26 protein-coding genes and 1 pseudogene are annotated in these 26,299 nt (G+C 63.7%); 17 read left to right on the top strand and 10 right to left on the bottom strand.

What is annotated here, in order from left to right:
- The first annotated feature begins 152 nt into the window (after positions 1–152).
- The gene (cimA, locus tag E8Q41_RS03035) at positions 153–1,769 is read left to right on the top strand and encodes a citramalate synthase (protein ID WP_137154032.1); all 1,617 of its coding nucleotides are present in this window, start codon (positions 153–155) and stop codon (positions 1,767–1,769) included.
- Positions 1,770–1,907: 138 nt separating this feature from the next.
- Here cimA and E8Q41_RS03030 read toward each other — a convergent pair whose 3' ends face one another.
- From E8Q41_RS03030 to E8Q41_RS03015, 4 genes are read right to left on the bottom strand one after another with little or no spacing between them, the layout of a single operon-like run.
- Entirely contained in the window at positions 1,908–2,471 is a 564-nt protein-coding gene (locus E8Q41_RS03030) for a DUF2076 domain-containing protein (protein WP_137154031.1), read from the bottom strand.
- A gap of 42 nt (positions 2,472–2,513) precedes the next feature.
- A complete protein-coding gene (locus tag E8Q41_RS03025) occupies positions 2,514–3,230 on the bottom strand; it encodes a Bax inhibitor-1/YccA family protein (protein ID WP_137154030.1) in 717 nt (238 codons plus the stop codon).
- A gap of 23 nt (positions 3,231–3,253) precedes the next feature.
- Positions 3,254–4,021: an anti-sigma factor gene (locus tag E8Q41_RS03020; RefSeq protein ID WP_137154029.1), complete on the bottom strand. Its 768-nt coding sequence runs from the start codon at positions 4,019–4,021 to the stop codon at positions 3,254–3,256.
- A complete protein-coding gene (locus tag E8Q41_RS03015) occupies positions 4,014–4,550 on the bottom strand; it encodes a sigma-70 family RNA polymerase sigma factor (protein ID WP_137154028.1) in 537 nt (178 codons plus the stop codon). The genes E8Q41_RS03020 and E8Q41_RS03015 overlap by 8 nt, the downstream gene beginning before the upstream one ends.
- A gap of 117 nt (positions 4,551–4,667) precedes the next feature.
- Between E8Q41_RS03015 and E8Q41_RS03010 the strand changes: the two genes are divergently transcribed.
- Entirely contained in the window at positions 4,668–4,988 is a 321-nt protein-coding gene (locus E8Q41_RS03010; RefSeq protein ID WP_137154027.1) for a YnfA family protein, read from the top strand.
- 104 nt (positions 4,989–5,092) lie between these two features.
- On the top strand, positions 5,093–6,004 hold the full coding sequence (gene rarD, locus E8Q41_RS03005; protein ID WP_137154026.1) for an EamA family transporter RarD: 912 nt from the start codon (positions 5,093–5,095) through the stop codon (positions 6,002–6,004).
- A gap of 9 nt (positions 6,005–6,013) precedes the next feature.
- Here rarD and E8Q41_RS03000 read toward each other — a convergent pair whose 3' ends face one another.
- Together E8Q41_RS03000 and E8Q41_RS02995 are read right to left on the bottom strand one after the other, a co-directional pair.
- Entirely contained in the window at positions 6,014–6,814 is an 801-nt protein-coding gene (locus tag E8Q41_RS03000; RefSeq protein ID WP_137154025.1) for an endonuclease/exonuclease/phosphatase family protein, read from the bottom strand.
- Between the two features lie 62 nt (positions 6,815–6,876).
- Entirely contained in the window at positions 6,877–7,491 is a 615-nt protein-coding gene (locus E8Q41_RS02995) for a TIGR00730 family Rossman fold protein (protein WP_137154024.1), read from the bottom strand.
- A gap of 162 nt (positions 7,492–7,653) precedes the next feature.
- On the opposite strand from E8Q41_RS02995, the gene E8Q41_RS02990 reads away from it, so the two are divergent.
- The 9 genes from E8Q41_RS02990 to E8Q41_RS02950 all read left to right on the top strand — a co-directional run bounded on the left by E8Q41_RS02990 (position 7,654) and on the right by E8Q41_RS02950 (position 19,076).
- Positions 7,654–9,582 (top strand): LysM peptidoglycan-binding domain-containing protein, encoded by a 1,929-nt coding sequence (locus tag E8Q41_RS02990; RefSeq protein WP_137154023.1) that lies wholly within the window; start codon positions 7,654–7,656, stop codon positions 9,580–9,582.
- Between the two features lie 108 nt (positions 9,583–9,690).
- Complete coding sequence (locus tag E8Q41_RS02985; RefSeq protein WP_137154022.1) at positions 9,691–11,580, top strand: ABC transporter ATP-binding protein/permease; 1,890 nt, start codon at positions 9,691–9,693, stop codon at positions 11,578–11,580.
- Positions 11,581–11,639: 59 nt separating this feature from the next.
- Positions 11,640–11,903, top strand: coding sequence for a type II toxin-antitoxin system ParD family antitoxin (locus E8Q41_RS02980; RefSeq protein ID WP_137154021.1), 264 nt, complete (start codon positions 11,640–11,642; stop codon positions 11,901–11,903).
- Positions 11,900–12,217, top strand: coding sequence for a type II toxin-antitoxin system RelE/ParE family toxin (locus tag E8Q41_RS02975; protein ID WP_137154020.1), 318 nt, complete (start codon positions 11,900–11,902; stop codon positions 12,215–12,217). The genes E8Q41_RS02980 and E8Q41_RS02975 overlap by 4 nt, the downstream gene beginning before the upstream one ends.
- Positions 12,217–13,620: a DNA repair protein RadA gene (gene radA / locus E8Q41_RS02970; RefSeq protein ID WP_137154019.1), complete on the top strand. Its 1,404-nt coding sequence runs from the start codon at positions 12,217–12,219 to the stop codon at positions 13,618–13,620. The genes E8Q41_RS02975 and radA overlap by 1 nt, the downstream gene beginning before the upstream one ends.
- 85 nt (positions 13,621–13,705) lie before the next feature.
- Positions 13,706–14,323, top strand: coding sequence for a CvpA family protein (locus E8Q41_RS02965; RefSeq protein WP_137154018.1), 618 nt, complete (start codon positions 13,706–13,708; stop codon positions 14,321–14,323).
- A gap of 227 nt (positions 14,324–14,550) precedes the next feature.
- Positions 14,551–16,041, top strand: a complete 1,491-nt coding sequence (gene purF / locus E8Q41_RS02960; protein WP_137154017.1) for an amidophosphoribosyltransferase — start codon at positions 14,551–14,553, stop codon at positions 16,039–16,041.
- Between the two features lie 59 nt (positions 16,042–16,100).
- Positions 16,101–16,838 (top strand): SDR family NAD(P)-dependent oxidoreductase, encoded by a 738-nt coding sequence (locus E8Q41_RS02955; protein WP_137154016.1) that lies wholly within the window; start codon positions 16,101–16,103, stop codon positions 16,836–16,838.
- A gap of 84 nt (positions 16,839–16,922) precedes the next feature.
- Positions 16,923–19,076 (top strand): AMP-binding protein, encoded by a 2,154-nt coding sequence (locus E8Q41_RS02950; RefSeq protein ID WP_137154015.1) that lies wholly within the window; start codon positions 16,923–16,925, stop codon positions 19,074–19,076.
- On the opposite strand, the gene pssA is transcribed toward E8Q41_RS02950, so the two are convergent.
- The 3 genes from pssA to alr all read right to left on the bottom strand — a co-directional run bounded on the left by pssA (position 19,068) and on the right by alr (position 21,938).
- Positions 19,068–19,973, bottom strand: a complete 906-nt coding sequence (gene pssA / locus E8Q41_RS02945) for a CDP-diacylglycerol--serine O-phosphatidyltransferase (RefSeq protein WP_137154014.1) — start codon at positions 19,971–19,973, stop codon at positions 19,068–19,070. The genes E8Q41_RS02950 and pssA overlap by 9 nt on opposite strands.
- 11 nt (positions 19,974–19,984) lie before the next feature.
- On the bottom strand, positions 19,985–20,683 hold the full coding sequence (locus E8Q41_RS02940; protein ID WP_137154013.1) for a phosphatidylserine decarboxylase: 699 nt from the start codon (positions 20,681–20,683) through the stop codon (positions 19,985–19,987).
- Between the two features lie 142 nt (positions 20,684–20,825).
- Entirely contained in the window at positions 20,826–21,938 is a 1,113-nt protein-coding gene (alr, locus tag E8Q41_RS02935) for an alanine racemase (RefSeq protein ID WP_137154012.1), read from the bottom strand.
- Positions 21,939–22,039: 101 nt separating this feature from the next.
- On the opposite strand from alr, the gene E8Q41_RS02930 reads away from it, so the two are divergent.
- The 5 genes and pseudogenes from E8Q41_RS02930 to E8Q41_RS02910 all read left to right on the top strand — a co-directional run.
- Entirely contained in the window at positions 22,040–22,900 is an 861-nt protein-coding gene (locus tag E8Q41_RS02930) for an AraC family transcriptional regulator (RefSeq protein ID WP_137154011.1), read from the top strand.
- 64 nt (positions 22,901–22,964) lie between these two features.
- Positions 22,965–23,657 carry an AzlC family ABC transporter permease gene (locus E8Q41_RS02925; protein WP_137154010.1) on the top strand — a complete coding sequence of 231 codons (693 nt, stop codon included), beginning with the start codon at positions 22,965–22,967 and terminating at the stop codon, positions 23,655–23,657.
- Positions 23,654–23,956, top strand: a complete 303-nt coding sequence (locus tag E8Q41_RS02920; protein WP_137154009.1) for an AzlD domain-containing protein — start codon at positions 23,654–23,656, stop codon at positions 23,954–23,956. The genes E8Q41_RS02925 and E8Q41_RS02920 overlap by 4 nt, the downstream gene beginning before the upstream one ends.
- A 68-nt stretch (positions 23,957–24,024) precedes the next feature.
- Positions 24,025–24,306 (top strand): type II toxin-antitoxin system Phd/YefM family antitoxin, encoded by a 282-nt coding sequence (locus E8Q41_RS02915; RefSeq protein WP_170976339.1) that lies wholly within the window; start codon positions 24,025–24,027, stop codon positions 24,304–24,306.
- Between the two features lie 95 nt (positions 24,307–24,401).
- Positions 24,402–24,731: pseudogene (locus E8Q41_RS02910) on the top strand (type II toxin-antitoxin system VapC family toxin); the annotation flags it as partial.
- Between the two features lie 27 nt (positions 24,732–24,758).
- Here E8Q41_RS02910 and E8Q41_RS02905 read toward each other — a convergent pair.
- Complete coding sequence (locus tag E8Q41_RS02905; RefSeq protein WP_137154156.1) at positions 24,759–26,261, bottom strand: replicative DNA helicase; 1,503 nt, start codon at positions 26,259–26,261, stop codon at positions 24,759–24,761.
- Between the last annotated feature and the right edge of the window lie 38 nt (positions 26,262–26,299).

The following is a 26,299-nucleotide window of genomic DNA, read 5'->3' as shown; positions in this document are numbered from 1 at the left end:
CGAAGGAGGAGAACGCCAGCCCCACTCTCTGGCGTTGCGGTTGAGGCGAGCGCGAGCCGCCATCCAATCTCCCCCCTTGAGGGGGAGATGCCCGGCAGGGCAGAGGGGGGTGGCCACAGAACACGCGCCAGACGACTGGCGGGAGGATATGCATGACCAGGGACCGCATCTATCTCTTCGACACCACGCTCCGCGACGGCCAGCAGACGCCGGGCGTGGATTTTTCCGTCGAGGATAAGATCGCCATCGCCACGATGCTCGACAATTTCGGCTTCGATTACGTCGAGGGCGGCTATCCGGGCGCCAACCCGACCGACACCAAGTTCTTTGAGAAGAAGCGCACCGCGCGCTCGAAATTCGTCGCCTTCGGCATGACCAAGCGCGCCGGAATCTCCGTGTCAAACGATCCCGGCATGTCGCTGCTTCTGCAGGCCAAATCGGATGCGATCTGTCTCGTGGCCAAGAGCTGGGACTATCACGTCAAGGTCGCGCTCGGCTGTACGAATGACGAGAATCTCGAATGCATCGCCCAGTCCGTCGAGGCGGTCATCGGCGCCGGCAAGGAAGCGATGATCGATTGCGAACATTTCTTCGACGGCTACAAGGCCAATCCCGCCTATGCTCTCGCCTGCGCCACGACCGCCTATGAGGCCGGCGCGCGCTGGGTGGTGCTGTGCGACACCAATGGCGGGACGCAGCCGTCGGAAATCCGCGAGATCGTCGCTGCCGTCATCGCAGCCGGCGTGCCGGGCGACCGGCTCGGCATCCATGCGCACAACGACACCGGACAGGCGGTCGCCAATTCTCTTGCCGCCATCGAAGCCGGCGTGCGCCAGGTTCAGGGCACGCTCAACGGCGTCGGTGAACGCTGCGGCAACGCCAATCTCGTCACCATCCTGCCGACCCTCGTGCTGAAGCCGGCTTATGCCGATCGCTTCGATACGGGTGTCGATGCCGAGAAGCTGCAGGGGCTCACCAGCCTCAGTCACGCTTTCGACGAGATGCTCAACCGCTCGCCCGATCACCAGGCCCCCTATGTCGGCGCCTCCGCCTTCGCCACCAAGGCCGGCATCCACGCCTCGGCGCTGCTGAAAGATCCGCGCACCTATGAACATGTGCCGCCGGAAAGCGTCGGCAATCTGCGCAAGGTCATGGTCTCGGACCAGGGCGGCAAGTCCAACTTCCTCAACGCCCTGAAGCGTCGCGGCATCGTGGTGCCCAAGGATGATCCGCGGCTCGATCATCTGATCACGGAGGTGAAGGAACGCGAAGCCTCCGGCTATGCCTATGAAGGCGCCGACGCCAGCTTCGAACTGCTCGCCCGACGAATCCTCGGCTCGGTGCCGAGCTTCTTCGAGGTCGAGAGCTTCCGGGTGATGGTCGAGCGTCGCTTCGACGCCAATGGCAAGCTGAAGACCGTGTCCGAAGCGGTGGTGAAACTCGCGATCGATGGCGAGGACCGCATGTCGGTGGCCGAGGGCCACGGCCCGGTCAACGCGCTCGACATCGCGCTGCGCAAGGATCTCGGCAAATACCAATCCGAGATCACCGATCTCGAACTGGTGGATTACAAGGTCCGCATCCTCAATGGCGGCACCGAAGCCATCACCCGCGTGCTGATCGAATCCGCCGATGGAACCGGCGCCCGCTGGTGGACCGTCGGGGTCTCCGACAACATCATCGACGCCTCTTTCCAGGCGCTGATGGATTCCATCGTCTACAAGCTGATGAAGAACCGCGAACAGGCGGGGCAGGCGGCGGCGGAGTGAAATCTCTCATTCCTTAGCGGCTACTGACTGCTGCTGGATTTTCTCGGCGAGCACGGCCGCATCGCAATGAAAAAGCCCGGCCGCTTTCGCGGGCCGGGCCAAGTCGCCGAAGTCTTGGGTAGAACTTCAGCGGGCGCCTCAGAAGAAGCTGTCGTCTCCGCCGTCGTCGCCGCCGTCATCCTGGCTGCTGTCGTCGCTTTCGGCAGCCTGGGCTTCATCGCCGCCCAGCATGCCGGCGATGGCGTTGCCGAGCAGCACGCCGCCGGCTACGCCCATCGCGGTCTGCGCCGCGCCGGCGAGGAAGCCGCCGCCGGCCGGACGACCATAAGCGGATTGTTGGCCCCAGGGACCGGCCTGCTGCGGCTGGCCGTAGGGCTGGCCCATCGGCGAAGCAGGCTGGCGGGGCGGCATGGCGCGGGGAGCCGACGATGAGCCGAACAGCGAGGAGAAGAATCCTCCGCCGCCCTGCGCGGGGCGGGAGGCGAGCTGATATTCGAGCTCCTCGATCCGCTGCTGCGCGGCGTTCAGCGCCTGCTCTTGCACCACGATGGTCTGCGCCATGAAATAGGGCGCGGCCGGCTGGGCCGAGATCCGCTCGCGGATGAAGGCGTCGGCTCCCGCGTCGCGTTGCGGCGCCTGGCGTTCGACCTCGGCAAGTTTGCCGAAAAGGCCCTCTATGGCGTAACGGTCATTCTGGTCCATGATGTCATGCACTCCTTTGGATTGACGTCCTTGGCGACGCGATTACTCGCGCTCGCCGGTGAAGTTCAGCAGCAGCTGGAAGATGTTGACGAAGTTCAGGTAGAGCGAGAGCGCGCCGAACACCGCCAGCTTCTGCTGGGATTCCTGGTCGAAATTCTCGGCATACTGTTCCTTGATGTTCTGCGTGTCCCAGGCGGTGAGGCCGACGAACACGACGATGCCGATCACGGAAATCGCGAACTGCAAGGCGGACGAGCCGAGGAAGATGTTGACGATCGAGGCGATCACCACGCCGATCAGGCCCATCATCAGGAAGGAGCCGAAATTGGCGAGGTTGCGCTTGGTCGTGTAGCCGTAAAGGCTGGTCGCGCCGAACATGGTGGCGGCGATGAAGAAGGTCTGGGCGATCGACGCGCCGGTGAACACCAGGAAGATCGAGGCGAGCGACAGGCCCATCACCGCCGAGAACGCCCAGAACATCGTCTGCGCCGTGCCCGCCGACATCGACTGGATGCGGAAGGAGAAGAAGAAGACGAAGGCGAGCGGGGCCAGCATCACCACCCATTTGAGCGGCGTCTGGAAGATCGGCACATAGAGCGCCGGCGTGGTGCCGACGACATAGGCCACGATGCCGGTGATCACCAGGCCCAGGCCCATATAGTTGTAGACGCGCAGCATGTGCTGGCGCAGGCCTTCGTCGAACAAGGCGCCAGACTGCGCCTGGCTCGCATAGCCATATCTTTCATTCATCGGGTTCATCATCGGGTCTCCTCGTTTGATGATCAGTAGAGAGTTTCCGCCAGCTTGCGGGCGGTCGCCTCGAGCGAGCCCGCATCCGACTTGTCGGCGACGAGCGCGTAAGCGACGTCGCCGATCTGCCAGTAGGCGGCGCGCGCCCCTGCCGTATGCGTTTCCTGCACCGGCTCGACGGCGAAATTTCCGGGGCGCTCGGCGAAGAGGGACAGCATCCCCCCTTTCTCCGTGGCGAGCGCCACTTCCACGCTCGGGCCATTGGCCGAGGGGAAAATCTGCGCATCCATCACCCGCCAGCCCCTGGGCAGTTCGGGCAGGGTGATCGCGGTCGCCGCGCGCAGCGCCGCAGCGTCGAATTGCCGGCTCGGCGCCTGCCAGGCCGCAGTCTGGCGCAACTGCGCCGTCTCATGCGCGGCGATCGCTTCGGACACATAGGCAGGAGCCTGCGTCGAGGCGGCCACCTGCGTGGCGCCGAGCGGACCGATCCGCTCATGGGCGAACCAGCCGGCGCCGATGAACAGCGTCACCACTGCAGCCCGCTGAAAGAAGGCGTAGACGCGACGCCGGGCGAGCGCGCCTTCGAGGCGGCGCGCGGCTTCCCGTGTTCCAGGGCGCGGGGCGCTGTCGGCGCCGGCCAGCGCCAGCCGCAATTCGTCCTTCACCCGGAGATCGGCCATGACCTGCGCCGCCACCGCCGGATTTTCCGACAGATAGGCTTCGACCTGGATGCGCCTGCCGACGTCGAGCTGGTCGTCGACATAGGCGTTGAGATCGGCGTCAACGATCGGGTCAGTCATCTGCGCCTCCTATCAATCTCAGACGCGGCTTGCGGTCGCCCTCCGCCCCGTCTTCGAGGTTTCTCAGTCGGGCCCGCGCGCGCGAAATGCGCGACATCAGCGTGCCCATGGGAATGTTCAGCACATCGGCGGCTTCCTGGTAGGAGAGCTCCTCGATCGCCACGAGATGCAGCGCCTCGCGCTGGTCTTCCGGCAGGTCCTGGAACGCTGCCTGGATCTGTGCGAGCCTGACCGAGAGCTCCTGCGACGCCGGCGCTGATTGCTCGGCCATTTCGGCCGCGCTGTCATGCTTGCGCTCGACGCTGCGCTTGCGGCGCAGCCGGTCGATATGCGTGTTGTGCAGGATCGACATCAGCCAGTTGCGGATATTGCCGTCGGTGCGGAACGTGGCCTGTTTCTCATAGGCGCGCACCAGCGCATCCTGCACGAGATCCTCGGCCTCGTCGCCATTGCGCGACAAGGAGCGCGCGTAACGCCGGAGCGCCGCGAGCTGATCCACAACATTGAAGCCGTGCTTCTTTCCCATCATGCCCAGTATACGCCGCCCGATTTCATCCTATTCCGGACCCATGAAGATTTTTTCGAAGTTTTTTTCCGCCGCCTGTTTGGTCTTTCGGCAAGGCGCTGCGCATGGCATTCTCAGCCGATGATCTATTCCGTTTACGTCGCCGCCGCTTTTGCCGAGATCGCCGGCTGCTTTTCCTTCTGGGCCTGGCTGAAGCTCGGCCGTTCCGTGCTCTGGCTGGGCCCCGGAATGCTCTCTCTGGCTCTGTTCGCCTGGCTTCTGACGCTCATTCCGTCCGACGCCGCGGGCCGCGCCTATGCCGCCTATGGCGGCGTCTACATCGCCGCTTCGCTTCTCTGGCTATGGCTGGTCGAGGCGCAGCGCCCGGATCGCTGGGATGTCATGGGCGCAGCGATCTGTCTCGTCGGCGCAGCGATCATCCTGCTCCCGTCACGGGCCTGAGGTCGACAAGTCTTTCCCAACGCTGATCCTTTCATCAACTTTATGAATTGGTCGATGTCGGCGCCTTCGGTTAGCTGCATGTGACAGATCGGGAAAACGTGACCATGAGCAATGAAGACAAAGCCGCCCGGGGCGGCGACACGCTGGCCGGTTTCGGGTATGCGCTGTCGGCCTATCTTCTCTGGGGCTTTCTGCCTCTTTACATGAAAGCGGTGTCGCATATTCCGCCGCTCGAGGTGGTGGCGCATCGCGTGCTCTGGTCGCTGCCGGTGGCGGGATTGGTTCTCCTGTTGCGCGGGCGGACCGAAGATCTCAAGATCGCCCTGCGTACGCCGCGCATGCTCGGCATGGCCTGCGTCACCGCCACGTTCATCACCATCAACTGGCTCATCTATGTCTGGTCGATCGGCGCGGGCAGGGCGCTCGAATCCGCACTCGGCTATTACATCAATCCTCTGATCAGCGTGGCCCTCGGCGCGATCCTGCTCAAGGAACGCATGAACAAGCCGCAATATGTGGCGATCGGACTTGCGGTTATCGCCGTCGGCATCCTCACCCATGAAGCGGGCGGTCTTCCCTGGGTTTCCCTGGGCCTCGCCATCACCTGGGGCTTCTACGCCTATTGCCGCAAGACGCTGCCTGTCGGCCCGAACCAGGGCTTCTTCCTCGAAGTTCTCATTCTCTCCGTCCCGGCGATCGCTTATCTCGTCTATGCGTCGCAAGAGGGGACCGGTCATTTCGGCCCTAGCGGGACCACCGACATGCTGCTGCTGATGGCCTCCGGCGTCGTCACCGCCGTGCCGCTGATGCTCTACGCCAACGGCGCCAAGCTGCTCAGGCTCTCGACCATCGGCATCATGCAATATATCGCGCCGACGATGATCTTCCTCACCGCCGTCTTCGTGTTCAAGGAGCATTTCTCCACCGAGAAGCTGGTCGCCTTCTGCTTCATCTGGTCGGCGCTTGTCGTCTATTCCTGGCCGATGCTGCGCGGCATGATGAAGAAGGCCGGCTGACAGCCCGGCTCAGATCTCGACCGCCAACGGGCAATGATCTGAGACTTCGGGGCGGCGTACGACCTCGAAACGCCGCACGGTCTCGGCCCGGTCGATCAGAAGGTAGTCGGCGAAGCGGCCCGGTTTCCGGTAGAGCGAGGTTCGCGTGCCCTCCGGGGCATGCTGCGTCACGAGTTCGGTGAAGCCGCGCCCACGCATCAGGGCGAGGGTTTCACTGTCGGGTTCGACGTTGAAATCGCCGCACAGCACCCTGATGTCGCCCGGCCGCGAGACCTGATTCGATAGCGCCAGAAACCGCCGCGCCTGATCCAGCCGCTCCGGCGTATCCATTTTGCCGCTTAGATCCCGTAAGCCATGCATATGGGCGATACTGACCGTCCGGTCCTCCGCCGCGTCGTAGATCCTCACGGCATGCGCGTTGCGCGGGCGAGGGTGGTCGCCATAGCCATGCGGCGAAAAATCCTTGTGCACGAAGCCCTGAGCCTGGCCGATCACGGTCAGCGATGTGCGGACGAATGTCGCCAGACCCCAGAATGACGCGACTTCCGTCTCTGCATCCCACAGGGCGCCGCGCGCCGCAGGACAAAAATAGGCCGCGTGGCCCGGCAAGGCGCGGGATATGTCTTCAAAGATGTTGGCGCGTTGATCGAGGATATGGGCGCCGTCGCGATAGACGAGCCAGTCGCGCGCGGCGCCGGGCGTTCGGATCACTTCCTGCAGACAGAGGACATCCGGCTCGGCATCGGCGAGAAAGGCGACGAGTTCGTCATACAACACGCCGCCCCAGGCGTTCAGGCTGATGATCTTCATTCAAGAACGCCTTTCCGCGGATCTGCAGCGAAGAGCCCTCGATGGTTCCGGCAGCCCTGCGGTCACATCCGCGACAGAAGCGCCTGGTCGCCCTCGGAATGCGTCTGCGCCGCGGACACGATCGACGGGATGATGTCCTCGATCTTGTCGATGACCAGCGGCTTGACCAGATGCGACGTGTGGATGAAGCCCTGGCCGGACATGTGGTTCAGGAGCTCCAGCATCGGCTCCCAGAACTTGTTGATATTGGCGAAGACCATCGGCTTGCGGTGACGACCGAGCTGACCCCAGGTCATGATCTCGACGATTTCCTCCAGCGTGCCGATGCCGCCGGGCAGCGTCACGAAGGCATCGGCCTCCTCGAACATGCGGTGCTTGCGCTGATGCATGTCCTCGGTCACCACGAGTTCGGTCAGCGATCCCAGCGAATGGCGCGAGGCTTCCTTGTCCATCAGGAATTCGGGGATGATGCCGATCACCTTGCCGCCATGCGACAGAACGCCTGAGGCGACCGCCCCCATGATGCCGCGGGTGCCGCCGCCATAGACGAGGCGCATGCCGTGTTCGGCGATGGATTTGCCCAGCGCGCGGCCGGCTTCCATGTAGGAGGGGTCGCGGCCGGGCTGCGAACCGCAATAAACACAAATGGATCGAATCGGGACATTTTCTGCTATCATGATCCCGGAAAAGACTATGCAGGGCGCTTGGCGTCAAGAAAAATGAAGGAAAACGGCTCCGCTGGAGCCGCCCCTTCAGCCGAACCGCTTGAGAATACTGAGGGAACCGGCTAGCAATTTTCAAGGCTGCGAAAAATGCTCGCGCCGTCTGGAGAAAGAGTGATGAAAAGAAGCCGCGCCGTTTTGGTCGCACTGATCGTTCTGGTGGTCGCCAGCCTGTTGATGTTCCTCGTCGTCTTGCCGAACACATCGGCCAAGAAGGACGCAGAACAACTCGCGGAGACTGCGAAGAACGCGGCCGAGCAGGTCGTGGCTTCGGCGCAGACCGGCATCACCGACGTGACGAGCGGCGCCGCCAAGACCGAGCCCACCCCGGCCGCGACGACCGAGGCCGCCGCAACCCCGGCCGCCGAGGCCGCGCCGCAAAATCCGGACGCCCCGTCCTTCGACGTGTTGCGCGTCGAACCCGACGGCTCGACGGTGATCGCCGGCCGCGCCGCCCCCAATGCCGACGTGGCAGTCTCCGACGGCCAGAAGATCATCTCCACCGTCAAGGCCGGCGCCACCGGCGATTTCGCCGTGGTGCTCGACCAGCCGCTGCCCGCCGGCGACCATCAGTTGGTGCTGCAGGCCAAGGGAACCAATGGCCAGTCTGTGAACTCGGAAGAAGTCGCCACCATTTCCGTGCCGAAGGACAAGAAGGGCGAATTGCTGGCCATGGTCTCCAAGCCCGGCGAAGCCTCGCGCATCGTGACCATGCCGGAAGCGGCGGCCGCCAAGACTGAAGCCGCCGCCGCCCCGGACGCCAAGCCGGCTCAGGAGACCCAGACCGCCGCTGCCGAGACGCCGTCCGCCGTGATCGTTCAATCCAATGCGTCGAATTCGTCCTCGCCCGCCCTCGATCCGGAAGTGCAGGTCTCAGCCGTCGAAATCGAAGGCGACAAGCTGTTCGTGGCCGGCAAGGCGCCCAAGGGCCGCTCCGTCCGCGTTTACGCCGACGACAAGCTGGTGGCCGAGGTGAAGGTCAATGAAAAGGGCCGCTTCGTGGCCGACAACACCATGCCGCTGACGGTGGGCGATCATACGATCCGCGCCGATGTGCTGAGCGCCGATGGCGCCCGCGTCGAATTCCGCGCTTCGGTTCCCTTTTTCCGTCCCGAAGGCGCGCAGATGGCCGCCGTCGCCGGCGAGGCTGGCGGCGCGGCGACGAGCCCGATGCAGCCGCTCGCCTTCGGCGCTTATGACAAGGCGCGTGAAGAGGCCGGGAAGGCGATCGATCTCCTGAAGGGCCTGTTCGCCAATGGCCGCACCCCGACTGCCGAGGAACTGGCCGCCGCCCGTTCCTCGACCGAAATCGCGCTCAAGTCGCTCGCCGAGATCAAGGCGCCCGACAATGTCGATCCCGTCGCCCAGGAAATGGCGGCAAAGACCGCCGGCGAGGCCGCCAAGGCGCTCGCGCTGCTGAAGGCGCTGCCGCAGAGCGCTGCCGATGTTCAGGCCGCGCTCGACAAGATCGACGATGCGGTGACCTCCGCCACCGGCCCGGCGATCCAGACCGCCGCCGCCGCCCAGCCGGCCAAGGCCGTCGAAACCAAGACCGCGCCCGCTGTCGAAGCCGCCTCCGCCGATCCCAAGCAGCCGATTACACCGGCTGAGCAGGGTTCCGAGGTCGCAGAGCCTGCGGAAACCAAGGCTGAAGCCGCTGCCGAGCCCGCAAAGCCCGCAAAGCCCGTCCAGCCGGCTGCCGCAGAGACGGCGGCCGCGCAGCCGGCAACCGCCGAAGCGGCGCCCGCGCAGCCTGTAGCGTCGACGGAAACCAAGACCGCCGCCGCAGACGGCGAGCCGAAGGTCATCCAGCAGGCGCCGCTGCAGCATAGCGCGAGTTCCGTGATCATCCGCCGCGGCGACACGCTGTGGCAGATCTCGCGGCGCGTCTATGGACAGGGTGTTCGCTACACCACCATCTATCTCGCCAACGAGGCACAGATCGAAGACCCCGATCGGATCCTTCCCGGCCAGATCTTCGGCGTGCCCGACAAGCCGCTCGACAATGCCGAGGAACTTCATCGCAAGCGGTTGGGCCTGAAATAAAATCGCCGTCGCGTCGTTGCAGATCTCGCGGCGCGACCCTATCTGACGCATGAGACGGCGGTCCTGGTTCGGGCCGCCGTTCTGTTCCTTTCGGAATACTGGTGGTGCATGGCTGGCAAGACAAAAACGGTATCGGCGGAATCGGGCAAGACGCTGCAGACGATCGTCAATCTCTGGCCCTATATGTGGCCCGCCGATCGTCCCGATCTCAAGATGCGGGTGGTCTGGGCCACTGCGATCCTGCTGGTCGCCAAGGTCGTGCTGCTGCTGGTGCCTTATTTCTTCAAATGGTCCACCGACGCGCTGAACGGCAAGATGGACGCGGTCGGCATTCTGCCGCTGTTCATGCTCGGCGCGGTGACGCTGGTCGTCGCTTACAACATCGCCCGTCTGGTGCAGCTCGCGCTCAATCAGCTGCGCGACGCGATGTTTGCGAGCGTCGGCCAATACGCCGTCCGCCAGTTGGCCTTCAAGACCTTCGTGCATTTGCACCGCCTGTCGCTGCGCTTCCATCTGGAGCGGCGCACCGGCGGCCTGTCCCGCGTCATCGAGCGCGGCACCAAGGGCATCGAAACGATCGTCCGTTTCACCATCCTCAACACATTCCCGACGCTGATAGAATTCATCCTGACGGCGGCGATCTTCTGGTGGGGCTACGGCTTCTCCTACCTGTTCGTGACCGCCGTCACCGTCTGGCTCTATATCTGGTTTACGGTGCGCGCCAGCGACTGGCGCATGAACATCCGCCGGACGATGAACGACTCCGACACCGACGCCAACACCAAGGCGATCGACTCGCTCCTCAATTTCGAAACCGTCAAATATTTCGGCAATGAGGAGATGGAGGCCAAGCGCTTCGACGCTTCGATGGAGCGCTACGAAAAGTCCGCCACCCAGGTCTGGACTTCGCTCGGCTGGCTGAACTTCGGCCAGGGCGTGATATTCGGCGTCGGCACTCTGGTGATGATGGTGATGTCGGCGATGGCCGTGCAGCGCGGCGAGCAGACGATCGGCGACTTCGTCTTCATCAACACCATGCTGATGCAGCTGTCGATCCCGCTCAATTTCATCGGCTTCGTCTATCGCGAAATCCGCCAGGGTCTCACCGACATCGAACAGATGTTCGACCTGCTCGAAGTCGACGCCGAAATCGAGGATGCGCCTGACGCCAAGCCTCTGGCGATCGCCCAGGGCGCGATTTCCTTCAAGGACGTGCATTTTGCCTATGATGCGGCCCGGCCTATCCTCAAGGGCGTGTCCTTCGAGGTGCCGGCCGGCAAGACGGTCGCCATCGTCGGGCCGTCGGGGGCCGGCAAGTCGACCATTTCGCGCCTTCTTTACCGCTTCTACGACGTGCAGCAGGGCGCTGTGACCATTGACGGCCAGGACGTGCGCGGCGTGACGCAGAAGTCGCTGCGCGCCGCCATCGGCATGGTGCCGCAGGACACCGTGCTGTTCAACGACACCATCGCCTATAATATTCGCTATGGTCGCCCCTCGGCTCGTGAGGAAGAGGTGACCCAGGCCGCCGAAATCGCCCAGATCGATCAGTTCATCCGCTCGCTGCCGGACGGCTACAAGTCGATGGTGGGCGAACGCGGCCTGAAGCTCTCGGGCGGCGAGAAGCAGCGCGTGGCGATCGCCCGCACCATCCTGAAATCGCCGCCGATCCTCATCCTCGACGAAGCGACTTCGGCGCTCGACACCCGCACTGAACAGGAAATCCAGGCGGCGCTCGACATCGTCTCCAAGAACAGGACGACGCTTGTCATCGCCCACCGTCTCTCCACGGTCGTCAACGCCGACGAGATCATCGTGCTGAAGGATGGCGGCATCGCCGAGCGCGGTCGCCACGGCGATCTCCTGGCGCAGAACGGCCTCTACGCCCAGATGTGGAGCCGCCAGCTCGAAGCCACCCAGGTCGAGGAACAGCTCAAAAAGGTTCGCGAAACCGACGATCTCGGCGTGATCGTGCGCGGCAAGCCGGCAGCGGAGTAGTTGCTATTTTGTTCTCGTTTTGCTAGGGTCGTCCCAATTGTGATGGAGCGGCTGAGCCGATGAGCGACAGAACGATCTCGGTAACGATCTCAGACGAGGAGCAAGCCTTTCTGGAGCGCGAAATTGCCAATGGCAATTTCGCCAACGAAAGCGAGGTGGTTCGCGTTGCGATCGCACGGCTTGAGCATGATACGAAGGTGAACGCGTTGCGCCGTGATGTCCAAAAGGGGTTGGATGACTTCTCGGCAGGTCGCTACCAGACGTTCAATGAGTCGGGCGACATGGCGCGGTACGTCATCGACAATGCCGATGCGCTCAAGTGAAAGACGGCTGGACATTCTCCTATTCGGAGACGGCTCTTCGGGGCTTGGCATCTATCTACCGCTACATTGCGGAACAGAATCCTGATGCGGCGAGCCGCTTTATCGTCGACATTGATCATAAGATTTCCGCTCTGGCGCACAACAAGGTCAGGGGCGCGCCGCGTGATTGGCTGCACCAGGGCCTTCGCGTTTTTCCCTACAAAGAGCGCTGCATCTATTTCATTGCCCAACATCATCAGATCCGCGTCATTCGCGTCCTCCATGGTCGGCAAAATGTGACACCGGACATGTTTGCACCCAACGCTGAGGACTAATGGCCAAAACCCGTTCCCACTTCATCTGCCAGAATTGCGGCGCCGTGCATTCCCGTTGGGTCGGCAAATGCGACGGTTGCGGCGCCTGGAACACGATCATCGAGGAAGACCCGACGGCCGGCATCGGCGGCGGTCCCGGCAAGGCGCCCAAGAAGGGCCGGCCTGTGACGCTGACGACGCTCTCGGGTGAAATCGAGGAAGCGCCGCGCATCGAAAGCGGCATTTCCGAACTGGACCGCGTGACCGGCGGCGGCTTCGTGCGCGGCTCGGCGGTGCTGATCGGCGGCGATCCCGGCATCGGCAAGTCGACGCTCCTCATGCAGGCGGCGGCGGCCCTGGCGCGGCGCGGCAATCGCGTCATCTATGTCTCGGGCGAAGAGGCTGTGGCGCAGGTGCGTCTGCGCGCCCAGCGCCTGAACGCGGCCGACGCCGGCGTGCTGCTCGCGGCAGAAACCAATGTCGAGGACATCCTGGCGACGCTGTCGGAGGACAAGCGGCCCGATCTGGTGATCATCGATTCCATCCAGACGCTGTGGAGCGATGTTGCCGAGGCTGCGCCGGGGACGGTGACCCAGGTCCGCGTCGGCGCGCAAGCCATGATCCGATTCGCCAAGCAGACCGGCGCGACCGTGGTGCTGGTGGGCCATGTGACGAAGGATGGTCAGATTGCGGGCCCCCGCGTGGTCGAGCATATGGTCGATGCGGTCATGTATTTCGAAGGCGATCGCGGCCATCACTACCGCATCATGCGCACGGTCAAGAACCGCTTCGGACCGACCGACGAGATCGGCGTCTTCGAAATGTCCGATCGCGGCCTGCGCGAAGTCGCCAACCCCTCCGAACTCTTTCTCGGCGAGCGCAACGAGAAGGCCCCGGGCGCGGCCGTCTTCGCGGGCATCGAGGGAACGCGGCCCGTGCTGGTCGAAGTGCAGGCGCTAGTCGCGCCGACCTCGCTCGGCACGCCGCGCCGCGCCGTGGTCGGCTGGGATTCGTCGCGGCTCGCGATGATTCTCGCCGTCCTCGAGGCGCATTGCCGGGTCAGGCTCGGCAATTACGATGTCTATCTCAATGTCGCGGGCGGATATCGCATTTCTGAGCCGGCCGCCGATGTGGCCGTGGCCGCAGCGCTCGTGTCTTCGCTTGCGGGGCAGGCGCTGCCGAAGGAATGCGTCTATTTCGGCGAAATCAGCCTGTCGGGGGCCATCCGACCTGTCAGCCATACCGGTCTTCGCCTTAAAGAAGCCGAGAAATTGGGTTTTCAGGCCGCGGTGCTGCCCTCGGGTTCCGCGGAGATTCCGAAATCCTCCAATGGTTCATGGAACAGCATCGAAAGCCTGATGGACCTCGTGGTGCGGATCGCGGGTTCGAAACATGTGGGTCCGACCGATCCGGATGAGGAATGAGGCTTTTGTTTTAAAGTCTTGCAATGCTATAGCTGCCGCCGTCTGGCGATGAGCGGTGAACGGACCGCCGTATCGGAGAGTATTTATGCCTATTACTGGTTTTGACGGTATCGTTCTCGGCGTTGCGCTGTTTTCCGCCGTGCTCGCCATGGTCCGCGGCTTTTCGCGCGAAGTCCTGTCGGTGGTCAGCTGGGTCGGTTCGGCCTATGCGGCCTACAAGCTCTACCCGCTGGGTCTGCCCTACGCCAAGAATTTCATCGCCGAAGACAAGTTCGCGATCATCGCCTCGGCGGCGGCGATTTTCCTCATCGCGCTGATCGTCATTTCCTTCATCACCATGCGCATCGCCGACATGATCATCGACAGCCGCATCGGCGCGCTCGATCGCACGCTCGGCTTCATCTTCGGCGCGGCGCGCGGCATCCTGATCATCGTGGTCGCGGTGCAGTTCTTCAATGAATGGGTGCCGGTCGAAAAGCACCCTGCCTGGATCCGCGACGCGAAGTCCAAGCCCTTCCTCGACGGTCTCGGCGAGAAGCTCAAGGAGGCGCTGCCGGAAGACGTGGCCGCCCTCCTGCGCAAGAAGATCGAGGAAAAGATGAACAAGCAGGGCCAGGACGGCGCAGCCCCCGTCGAAGGCGCGCAGGAAGCCGCGCCCGCCGACGACGCAAGCGGAACAGCCCCGGCCGCGCCCGCGCAGTAACAGATTTCGTCATCGACCCCAGCCGGTCTGAAGACGCCGGCCGGGCGAGGGCCGGCCGTGGCGGCCGTGCCAGGACCGAATGAGTGTCTTCATAGATCGAACGCAGAGAAACCTTTGGGCATGCGCCGGCGCGATTGAAAAAGATCGCGTCCTCGCACATATACCGGCTTTCTCGCATCCGCGATCGGCGCTAGTGAGACTGGAAAAAGCCAAAGGCTGCAAAACCGATGAACGCACACGCTTCTGCCATGGACATGGATTTTCTCGACGGTGACACCCTTCACGAAGAGTGCGGGGTGTTCGGCATTCTGGGCCATCCGGACGCGGCGACGCTGACGGCGCTCGGCTTGCATGCTCTGCAGCATCGCGGCCAGGAAGCGGCGGGCATCGTCTCCTTCGACGGCAAGCAGTTCCATACCGAAAAGCATATGGGCCTGGTGGGCGATCACTACACCAATCCCGCCACGCTCGCGAAACTTCCGGGAACCATCGCCATTGGCCATACGCGCTATTCGACCACCGGCGAAGTGGCGCTGCGCAATGTGCAGCCGCTGTTCGCCGAACTGGAAGAGGGCGGCATCGCCATTGCGCACAATGGCAACTTCACCAATGGCCTGACGCTCCGCCGCCAGATCATCGCAACCGGCGCCATCTGTCAGTCGACGTCCGACACCGAAGTCGTGCTGCATCTCATCGCCCGCTCGCGCCATGCCTCCACCACCGATCGCTTCATCGACGCGATCAGGCAGATGGAAGGCGGCTATTCCATGCTGGCGATGACGCGCACCAAGCTCATTGCCGCCCGCGACCCGATCGGCATCCGTCCGCTGGTGATGGGCGAACTCGATGGCAAGCCGATCTTCTGCTCGGAAACCTGCGCTCTCGACATTATCGGCGCGAAATATATCCGCGACGTCAGGAATGGCGAAGTGATCATCTGTGAATTGCAGCCTGACGGCTCGATTTCGATCGACGCCCGCCCGCCGGCGCGCCCGCAGCCGGAGCGGCTGTGCATGTTCGAATATGTCTATTTCGCCCGTCCGGATTCGGTCGTCGGTGGTCGCAACGTCTATCAGACCCGCAAGGCCGCCGGCGCCAACCTCGCCGCCGAAGCGCCCTGCGATGGCGATGTCGTGGTGCCGGTGCCGGATGGCGGCACGCCGGCTGCGCTGGGCTACGCCCAGGCGAGCGGCATTCCCTTCGAATACGGCATCATCCGCAACCATTATGTCGGCCGCACCTTCATCGAGCCGACGCAGCAGATCCGCGCTTTCGGCGTCAAGCTCAAGCATTCCGCCAATCGCGCCATGATCGAGGGCAAGCGCGTCGTTCTCGTGGACGATTCCATCGTGCGCGGCACGACCTCGCTCAAGATCGTGCAGATGATCCGCGACGCCGGCGCCAAGGAAGTGCATATCCGCGTCGCAAGCCCGATGATTTTTCATCCGGATTTCTACGGCATCGACACGCCCGACGCCGACAAGCTGCTCGCCAACCAATATGCCGATGAAAAGGCGATGGCGAAATATATCGGCGCGGATTCGCTCGCATTCCTGTCGATCGACGGTCTTTACCGCGCCGTCGGCGGCGAACCGCGCAATGCGGCCAATCCGCAATTTACCGATCACTACTTCACCGGCGACTATCCGACCCGGCTTCTCGACCGCGAGGCCGAGAATTTCGCCACCCGCACGGCGGCGCGCGCCGGCAAGGTCTGATCGGGACGCATGAGGACGGGAGGGCCGGGCGCTCTCCCGAAAGCATATTGGGAGAGAGCATGAGTTTCGATCTGAACGGCCGCGTCGCCCTGGTCACCGGCGCCTCGCGCGGCATCGGTTACTTCACCGCATTGGAACTCGCCCGCCGGGGCGCGCATGTCGTGGCCTGCGCCCGCACCGTCGGCGGTCTGGAAGAGCTCGATGACGCGATCAAGGCCGAAGGCGGCAGCGCCACGCTCGTTCCCTTCGACCTCTCCGACATGGCCGCTATCGACGCGCTCGGCGGCGCGATCTTCGAGCGCTGGGGCAAGCTGGACATTCTCGTCGCCAATGCCGGCCTGCTCGGCGTGATCTCCCCGATCGGCCATGTCGAGGCCAAGGTGTTCGAGAAGGTGATGACGGTCAATGTCACCGCCACCTGGCGTCTGATCCGTTCGGTCGATCCCCTGATGCAGAAATCCGATCAGGGCAGGGCGCTGATCCTGTCCTCGAGCCTCGCGCATAAATGCAAGCCGTTCTGGGGCCCCTATTCGGCGTCCAAGGCGGCTGTCGAAGCCTTGGCCCGCACATGGGCGGCCGAAAGCGAACGCCTGCCGTTGACGGTGAATTCCGTCGATCCCGGCGGCACGCGCACCGCGATGCGCGCCCAGGCCTATCCGGGCGAAGATCCGGCGACGCTGCCGCATCCAAGCGAGGTGGCCAAAGTCATCGCGGATCTCACCGGACCCGACGTCACCGAAACCGGAAAACTCTATCTGGTGCGGGAAAAGCGGTTCGCGGATTACAAATTGCCATAATCTTTTCGCCTAGCGGCTCTTGGGGCCGTGAACCTGATCGCGGTCCCGCACATTCTGTCGTTTTGCGCATGATGGGGAGGCCCCGTGAATCTCGTAAACGCTATCATCGCCGTGTTGGGCGGCGCCTTGGTGACCTGGCTGGTGACGGCATGGCGGGAAAAATCCGGCTCCGCTCTCACCTATGGTCAGGCCCTGTCGCTGACCTTTTTGAAATTCGCGGCGGGCGCGCGTTATCGAGGCTTCAGAGGCTCCGCTGAACTCGTCGGACCTGTGATCTATCTGGTCGCCGAACAGAGCCGGCTGGATCGGCTGTTGTTCAAGGCGTTTCTGCCGGTCGGCGTTTTCCATGTCAGGCTCGAAGGCGACGCCTCGATTTACCTGCCGCTGCTGCGTTCGGTGCTGGCGGGTCAGGGACGGCTCTGCCTCTATGCTCCCAAAGAAGTCGAGCTTTCCGAGGACACGATGGCGCGGCTTGCGGAGATCGGCGAAGCGGCCAAACAGGCCACGGCGCGCATCGTGCCCATCCATGTTTCCGGCGTGCGCCACAGCGTCCTGTCCTACTGGCCGCGTGAAAAGGCGCCCCGCAGGGCCTGGCCGCAGATCACCGTGGTCGCCGCGCCGCCCTTCTCGGTGAGTGAGGCGACCGGCGCCGCGCTCGCGGATCAGCTTGCCGACGGCCTCGCCGCCGCCAAATTGCGCGCCGCCGAACTCGATCGCACCCTGTTTCAGGCGATGGTGGAGGCGGCTAGGCTCTATGGCCCGTCACGCGAGATCCTCGAAGATTCGCTCGGCGGCCGGCTGACCTATCGGCAGGCCCTGATCGGCGTCCGCGTTCTCGCGCGCCGTTTCGTGGAACTTTCGCCGCGCGGCAAGCCTGTCGGCGTCATGCTGCCCAACTCGAACGGCGCCGTGCTGACTGTGCTGGCGCTCGCCTCGGGCGGCGCGCCAGCGGCCATGCTCAACTATACGGCGGGGGCGGCGGCCATCGCCAGCGCCGCGCAGACGGCCGCGATCAATGTCGTCCTGACCTCCCGCGCCTTCATTGAGCGGGCCGAACTGGAAAAACTGGTGGAGCGCCTGAACGAAGGCGGCGTGCGTCTGGTCTATCTCGAAGATATCCAGAAAGAGATCGGCTGGTGGGAAAAAGTGCTGGGCGTGGCCTTCTGGCGTTGGCCGGTTCGACGCTCAGAGCCCACCGACGCAGCCATCGTACTGTTCACGTCGGGGTCCGAAGGCGCGCCCAAAGGCGTGGCGCTGTCGTCGATCAATCTCCTCGCCAATGCCGCTCAGGCCGATTGTCGCATCGATATTTCGCAGGAAGACACGCTGTTCAATGTCTTGCCGCTTTTCCATTCCTTCGGTCTCCTGGGCGGCATGGTGCTGCCGCTGGCCTATGGCGTCAGGCTGTCGCTTTATCCATCGCCGCTGCATTACAAGATCATCCCCGGCGTCGCCCGCAAGGTGCGCCCCACCATCATGTTCGGCACCGACACTTTCCTTTCGGGCTATGGCCGCTCCGCCAAGGAAGGCGACTTCGAAAGTCTGCGCATGATCGTCGCCGGCGCCGAGCCGGTCAGGCCGGAAACGCGACGAATCTTCCTCGACCGCTTTGGTGTGAGGGTTCTCGAAGGCTACGGCATGACCGAGGCCTCGCCGGTGGTGGCGGTCAATTCGAGCAGTCATTCGAAGGATGGATCTGTCGGACGGCTGCTGCCGGGCATGGAGATGACGCTCGAGCCTGTGGAGGGCATGGTGGACGGCAAACGCCTCTCCATCTCCGGTCCGAATGTGATGATGGGCTATTATCTGCCGGAGACCCCGGGCGTGCTCAGCCCGCTGCAAGGCAAATGGCACGACACCGGCGATATCGTGGAGATCGACGCGCGCGGCTTCATCACCATCCGCGGCCGCGCCAAGCGCTTCGCCAAGATCGCTGGGGAGATGGTGTCGCTCGGCGCGCTCGAGAAACTCGCCAATCATGTCTGGCCGGACGCCGATCACGCAGCCGTGGCGCTCGCGGATCCCAGGCGCGGCGAAAAGCTGGTGTTGCTCACCACCCATTCATCGCCGCAGAAAAGCGCGTTGATCTCCGGCGCCAAAAACCTCGGCGCTTCCGAATTGCTGATCCCGGACGGCATCATGGAAATCGACGCCATACCACGGCTGGGGTCCGGGAAGACGGATTATCCCGAACTCCACCGGCTGGCGTTGAAGGAGCGCGGCGACGCCTCAGCGTGAGGTGTCGGCCGCCTGCGCCGCCTGGATCGTCTTGTCGTCGGGCACAACGCCCTCTTCCAAAGCGGTCTCATGCGGGGGCAGGCCGCCATATTTCTTCTGCCAAGCGCGCGCGCCGAAGGGCAGGGTGCAGAGATAGGCGATCGAGGTCACGGCCAAAACCTGCCAGGTGAAGCTCATCAGAAGCGCGACATAGAGCACGACGACGAGAATGAACGGCAGCGCATTCTCGCGGCGGATCATGCCCTGCGCCTTGCCCGACCAGACCGGCACGCGCGAGACCAGCAGATAGCCGATCAGCACCGTATAAGCCGCCGTCGCATAGGCCAGATAGCGCCGGATGTCGGCGTCGATATAGGAGGCGACGTCGAAGCCGAGAAAGCCGATATAGACCGGCGTCAGCACCAGGAGCGCGCCGGCCGGCGCAGGCACGCCCACGAAGTATTCCGACAGCCATTTCGGCTTGTTCGGCCGATCGACCATGACGTTGAACCGCGCCAGCCGCAATCCGGCTGAGATGGCGTAGATCAGCGCCGCGATCCAGCCGATCGAGCGGGCGTCGTCGAGCACATAGACATAGAGCACCAGCGCCGGCGCGACGCCGAAATTGATGATGTCGGCGAGCGAATCCATCTGCACGCCGAAATTGGACGTCGCCCGCATCATCCGCGCGACGCGTCCGTCGATGCCGTCCAGGAACGCCGCCAGCAGCACCATGCTGACCGCCAGTTCGAAGCGGTTTTCGAAGGCGAGGCGGATGCCGGTGAGACCGGCGCAGATCGCCAGAACCGTGATGAGGTTGGGCACCATCATCCGCAGAGGGATCTCGCGGAGGCGTGGTCCGCGCCCGCCGTCTTCTTCGACTTCGGCGCCGTCGGGCGGCAAGGCTGCGTTGTCCATGTCTCTCTCCGTCAGATGCGGCGCGTCAGCACCGGGCCCTTGTCGGAACCGAATTCAGCCAGCAAGGTTTCACCGGCGATCGCCGTCTGGCCGATCGACACGCGCGGCGTGAAGCCATCGGGCAGGTAGACGTCGAGGCGCGAGCCGAAGCGGATCAGGCCGAAACGTTCGCCAGCGTCGATGGATTGGCCGGCATGCGACCAGCAGACGATACGGCGTGCCACGAGGCCGGCCACCTGCACGACCCCGATCTTGCCGCGCACCGTGTCGATCACCAGGCCGTTGCGTTCATTCTCGTCGCTGGCCTTGTCGAGATCGGCGTTGAGGAACTTGCCTTCGCGATAGGCGATCTGGCTGATCGTGCCGCGCACGGGCGCACGGTTCACATGGCAATTGAACACATTCATGAACACCGAGATCTTCAGCATCGGCTCGTCGCCGAGGCCGAGTTCCGCCGGCGGCGGGCAGACCGAGATCAGCGACACCTTGCCGTCGGCTGGGCTGATGACCCAGTCCTCATCCTGCGGCACCGAGCGCTCGGGATCGCGGAAGAAATAGGCGCACCATGCGGTCAGCACCATGCCGACCCAGAACAGCGGATACCAGATGAGGCCGAGCACCACGGAGGCCACGAAGAAGGCCAGGATGAACTTGTGTCCCTCGCGGTGAATGGGAACAAGGGTGCTCTTGATCGTGTCGACCAGGCTCATGGTGGAAAAAACTCCTGTTTTCGTCAGGCTTTGGCCTAGCGCGAAATGGGCGCCCCTTCAACCATGTTCAAGATGCGGGTGGGGATAGTTCGCGTCGTGAGCCGGAAGCAAGAGCATTTTGAAGGCCCTTGAGGGCGGAGTGTCAGACGATCCGCCTGACATAGCGTTTGCCCAGGCTGGTCAGCAATTCGTAGCTGATTGTGCCGGCGGCGCGGGCGACGTCCTCGATCGGCAGGTTCGGGCCGAAGAATTCTGCGTAATCACCATCTCGGACGAGATGTTCGGGAATGTCGGTGACATCCACCATGGTCAGATCCATGGTGATCCTTCCGAGGATGGGGGCCGTGTGGCCCGCCAGGCTTATCGCTCCGCCCGCGGCGCCCGCATTCCGCAGGGGAACTCCGGCACCGGAGGCCGCCCTGTGCCAGCCATCCGCATAACCCGCGCCAATGATGGCGATGCGGCTGTCGCGCGAAAGCCGTTCCCGCGCGCCATAGCTCACCGTCTCGCCGGCCTTCGCATGGCGGATCTGGATCACCCGCGCCTCGGCCGTCGCGACCGGCCGCGGCGCAAAGCCGCCCAGCGTCATGCCGCCATAAAGCGCGATTCCGGGTCGGGTGAGATCATAGTGATAGTCAGGTCCCAGCAGAATTCCTGCGGAACTCGAAAGGCTTGATTCAGCCTCTGCAAAAAGCGCCGCAAGCGGCTGAAAAGACTCGTTTTGCCGCGCATTCAGAGCGTGATCCGGCTCGTCCGCGCAGGCGAGATGGCTCATGACCATCACAGGCTTGCCGCCCGATTGCGCATAGGCGGCCGCCTGTTCGGCCGTCAGACCGAGCCGGTTCATGCCGGTGTCGATGAAGACGGCGTGCTCCAGCGCGCCGCCCAAGCCGGCGATCAGCTCCAGTTGTTCAGGGGAGGCGGCGACGGGAATGATCCGCCGACTGATCGCCAGAGCCTCCTGGCCAGCCCATAGACCCGACACCGAGAAGATGCGCGCGTCAGGGACGAGACGCCGCAGGCTCGCGCCTTCCTCGATGGTGGCGACAAAGAAATCGCGGCAGCCGGCGCGCGCCAGCGCCGGCGCGATGATTTCTGCGCCGAGACCATAGGCGTCGGCCTTCACCGCCGCGCCCGTTGCCCCCTTCGAGCGGGCCGCGATCGCGCGCCAATTGGCGACGCAAGCGCCGACATCGATGGTGAGACGACAGGCCGCGACGGCAAAATCGGGGGGCGGGAGGGGATCATGACGCATGCCCGCTGCATAAGCGCAAACGCCGCGCGGGGCAACGGCGGCGCGGGGAGCCCTGCGCATTTTGTTCAAGACCCCACGGACCAGGTTTGGTAGAAGCAGCCATGCATAACATCTCCCAGCGGCAGGCCACCGAAGCCATGCCGACCGACAAGTCCGAACATGCGCGGTTCTGGCGGGACGCCCGCTTCCGGGACATGGAATGCATGCGCGCCACCTTCATCACCCATGAATTCGCCCCGCATTCGCACGACACGTTTTCGATCGGCGCGATCGAGGCGGGCTGTCAGATGGCGATGATCCGCGGCGAGCGCGAAATGACCGGACCGGGCGCGCTCTATCTGATCAATCCCGGCGAGACCCATGACGGCCAGCCCGGCGTCGAGGAGGGCTACCGCTACCGGATGATCTATCCCGATATGCGGGTGTTCACCGATATTTTGGAGGATGTCAGCGGCAAGAGCATTCACGGCGCGCCGAGCTTTTCGCGCCAGCTCATCTCCGATCCGGAACTGGCGGCCCGCTTCTGCCGCGCCCATCGCGCCATCGAGGAGGGCGCAAGCGCGCTTGAGGGCGAAGAGAGCATGTATTCAGTGCTGCTCGCGATGTTCTCCCGCCACGGCGCCGAAATCGTCGCCCCGCCCGATCATGCCGAGCCCTTGGGCGTGCGACGCGCGCGCGACTATATCGACGCCCATTTCGACGAAGAGATTTCGCTGGAGCTGCTCGCGCGCATCGCCGGCCTCAGCCGCGCCCATCTCATCCGCGCCTTCCGCAAACATTACTTCATCACGCCGCACGCCTATCAGACCGATTTGCGCATTCGCGAGGCCAGACGTCTGCTGCGCAAGGGCGCGGCGCCCTCCGAGACGGCGATGGCCTGCGGCTTCGCCGACCAGGCACATCTGACGCGGCACTTCAAAGCGCGCACCGGGGTGACGCCCGCCGTTTTCCGGGCCGGCTGATCAATTTCCTTCAAGACGTTTCCGCCTTCCTCGCGCTACCCCGCAGACGAGTGAAGGAAACCCCATGACGAACATTCGATCCGACATGCTCCTCGGAGCCCGCACCATCTTCCCCATCATCATCGCCGCATTTCCCATCGGCCTCGTCTTCGGCGCCGTCGCCACCGGCAAGGGCCTGTCGCCGCTCGAAGTCGGCCTGATGAGCGCGCTGGTTTTCGCCGGCGGCTCGCAATTCGTCGCCATGGATCTCTGGACGCATCCTGCGTCCTGGAGCGCGCTGGGTTTTGCGGCGCTGCTGGTGAATATGCGGCATGTGCTGATGGGCGCGTCGCTCGACCGCGCGCTTTCAGCCTTTCGCGGGCCGCAGAAGCCGTTGGCGCTGATGGTGATGGCCGATGAGAACTGGGCGCTTGCCGAAGCGCGCGCCCGCGCTGCGCCGCTGACGCCCGCTTACTATTTCGGCATGGCCGCGCCCTTCTATCTCAACTGGATCGTTTCGAGCCTGATCGGCGCCGGCCTCGGCGCGCTTCTCGGCGATCCCGTTGTGACCGGTCTCGATTTCGCCTTTCCGGCTTTGTTCATCGTGCTGGTGATGGGTTTCTGGAAGGGGCGCGCCACGGCGCTCGTGCTTATGGCCAGCGGGGCTGCGGCGGTTCTCACCCACCAGACCCTCGGCGGCGCCTGGCACATCGTTGCGGGCGCACTCGCCGGCCTTGTCGCCGCCACTGCGCTCGCGGTTCGGGGAGACGACGCATGAGCCTCGATCCAGCAACGCTTTACGCCATCATCGCCATGGCCGCCGCCACCATCCTCACCCGGCTCGCCGGCCCCGTGCTCATCCGCATCGTGCCGATCGGCCCGGTCGCCCGCCAGGCGCTCGACGCGATCCCGCCCGCCGTGCTGATGGCCGTGATCGCGCCCACCGCCTTCGCCACCGGCTGGGCCGAAACCACCGCCTGCGCGCTCACCGCTTTCTCCGCCCGCCGGCTGCCTCTGCTGGCGAGCATCGCGATTGGCGTGGCGGCGGTGTTCGTGCTGAGGCGGGTGGGGTTGTGACGACTTTAATTGAAGTTGGCGCGGCCCTCCGGTAGATTGTTTGCACGTTCCAGTCACGGAGACGCGCAATGAGCAAGCCTATGTCGGAAGCAAGGGACGCACGCTGGGGACTTGAGGTCGCCAAGGCGCAGTTCGGTGAAGTCGTGCGTCGCGCCAAGACCGAAGGCCCGCAGACTGTGACAGTGCAAGGTCGCGATGAAGCCGTCGTTATCAGCGCGGAAGAATACGGACGCTTGAAGCAGCCCCGGACGGGGGCTGACGTTTGGGCGGCGCTTCAGGCGTCGCCATGGCCTGATGAGGATATCGAGCCGCCACGGATTCCTATGCCTGTCAGAGATGTCGATTTGTGAACGGGTTTCTGCTCGACACCAATGTCATATCCTAGGCCCGTCGGAGACGGGCGGAGCCGAGGGTTGCAGAATTTTTCCGAAGCTGTCGACCTGACGAGCTTTTCCTCAGCACAGTCACAATTGCGGAGATTCGCTTCGGCATTCAGCTTCTTGCGGATCCCGTGCGGCGCCAGGATCTGCTTGATTGGTTGGAGCAGTCGGTGCGACCACAATTCGAAGGGCGTCTTCTGGAAGTGACGGAGGACGTGTTGCTTCGATGGCGACTGATGGTCGAGCAGGGCCGGAAAACAGGTCGAACTTACAGTCAGCCGGACTCGCTTATCGCAGCAATCGCCCGGCATCACGATCTGACGCTGGTTACCCGCAATGTTGCCGATTTCAGCGGCATGTCTGTCGACCTGATTAACCCTTGGAACAATGAATAAAGGCCGGGCTTTCGCCCGACCCTCATCTCAATGTTCTTCATATTGGGCGAAGCTCGGGTCCGCCAGATCCGCAAAACGCGTGAATTCCGACTGGAAGGCGAGCTTGACGGTGCCGGTCGGTCCGTGACGCTGCTTGGCGATGATGACGTCGGCCGTGCCCTTGACCTTGTCGAACAGCTGTTCCCATTCTGCGTATTTCGGATCGTCGGGATCGCGCGGCTCGAGATTCTTGACGTAATATTCCTCGCGGAACACGAACAGCACCACGTCGGCGTCCTGTTCGATCGAGCCGGATTCACGAAGGTCCGACAGCTGCGGGCGCTTGTCTTCGCGGCTTTCCACCTGACGCGACAGCTGCGACAGCGCGATGATGGGAACGTTGAGCTCCTTGCCGAGCGCTTTGAGACCCGTGGTGATCTGGGTGATTTCCTGCACGCGGTTCTCGCCCGACTTGCCGGAGCCGGTCATCAGCTGGATATAGTCGACCACCATGCAATCGAGGCCGCGCTGGCGCTTGAGACGGCGGGCGCGGGCCGAGAGCTGGGCGATCGAGATGCCGCCGGTCTGGTCGATGAACAGCGGGATCTTCTGCATCATCTGCGAGCAGGCGACCAGCTTTTCGAAATCGGCTTCGGTGATGTCGCCGCGGCGGATCTTGGAGGAAGAGACTTCCGTCTGCTCCGAGATGATGCGGGTGGCGAGCTGTTCGGCCGACATTTCGAGCGAATAGAAGGCGACGACGCCGCCGTTGCGCGCCTTGAACGAACCGTCAGGCAACACTTCCGGCTCATAGGATGCGGCGATGTTGTAGGCGATGTTTGTGGCGAGCGAGGTCTTGCCCATGCCGGGACGTCCGGCGAGCACGATCAAGTCCGAACGCTGCAACCCGCCCATGCGGGCGTCGAGCGAATGGATGCCGGTAGAAATGCCTGACAGGCTGCCGTCGCGCTCGAAGGCGGCGCCGGCCATGTCGATCGCCTGCGACACGGCGTCGGCGAAGGACTGGAAGCCACCATCGTAGCGGCCCGTCTCGGCCAGTTCGAACAGACGGCGCTCGGTGTCCTCGATCTGGGTCTGCGGCGGCATGTCGAGCGGCGCGTCATAGGCGATGTTGACCATGTCCTCGCCGATGGTGATCAGCGAACGCCGGAGCGCGAGGTCGTAGATGGCGCGGCCATAGTCTTCGGCGTTGATGATGGTGACGGCGTTGGCGGCAAGCTGGGCGAGATATTGCGCCACCGTCATATCGCCGACTTTTTCTTCGGCCGGCAGGAAGGTCTTGATCGTCACCGGATGGGCGGTCTTGCCCATGCGGATGATGTCGGCGGCGACCTCATAGATGCGGCGATGCAGCGGCTCGTAGAAATGCACCGGCTTCAGGAAGTCCGACACACGATAATAGGCGTCGTTGTTGACCAGGATCGCGCCGAGCAGCGCCTGTTCGGCTTCGATATTGTTAGGAGCCTCGCGGTGATGCGGCGTCGCTTCGGTATTGCTGATGGCGCTCAGTCTGCGCGCGGCGTCCTTCATGGTCATCTGCCTGTCATGAATGTGTTGTCGGCCATCTA

The sequence above is a fragment of the Rhizobium sp. FKL33 genome (assembly GCF_005222915.1).
In the GTDB taxonomy this organism is placed as follows: domain Bacteria; phylum Pseudomonadota; class Alphaproteobacteria; order Rhizobiales; family Rhizobiaceae; genus Rhizobium_E.
The sequence above is the reverse complement of the archived record's forward strand: the minus strand, read 5'-3'. Positions and strand labels throughout refer to the sequence as shown.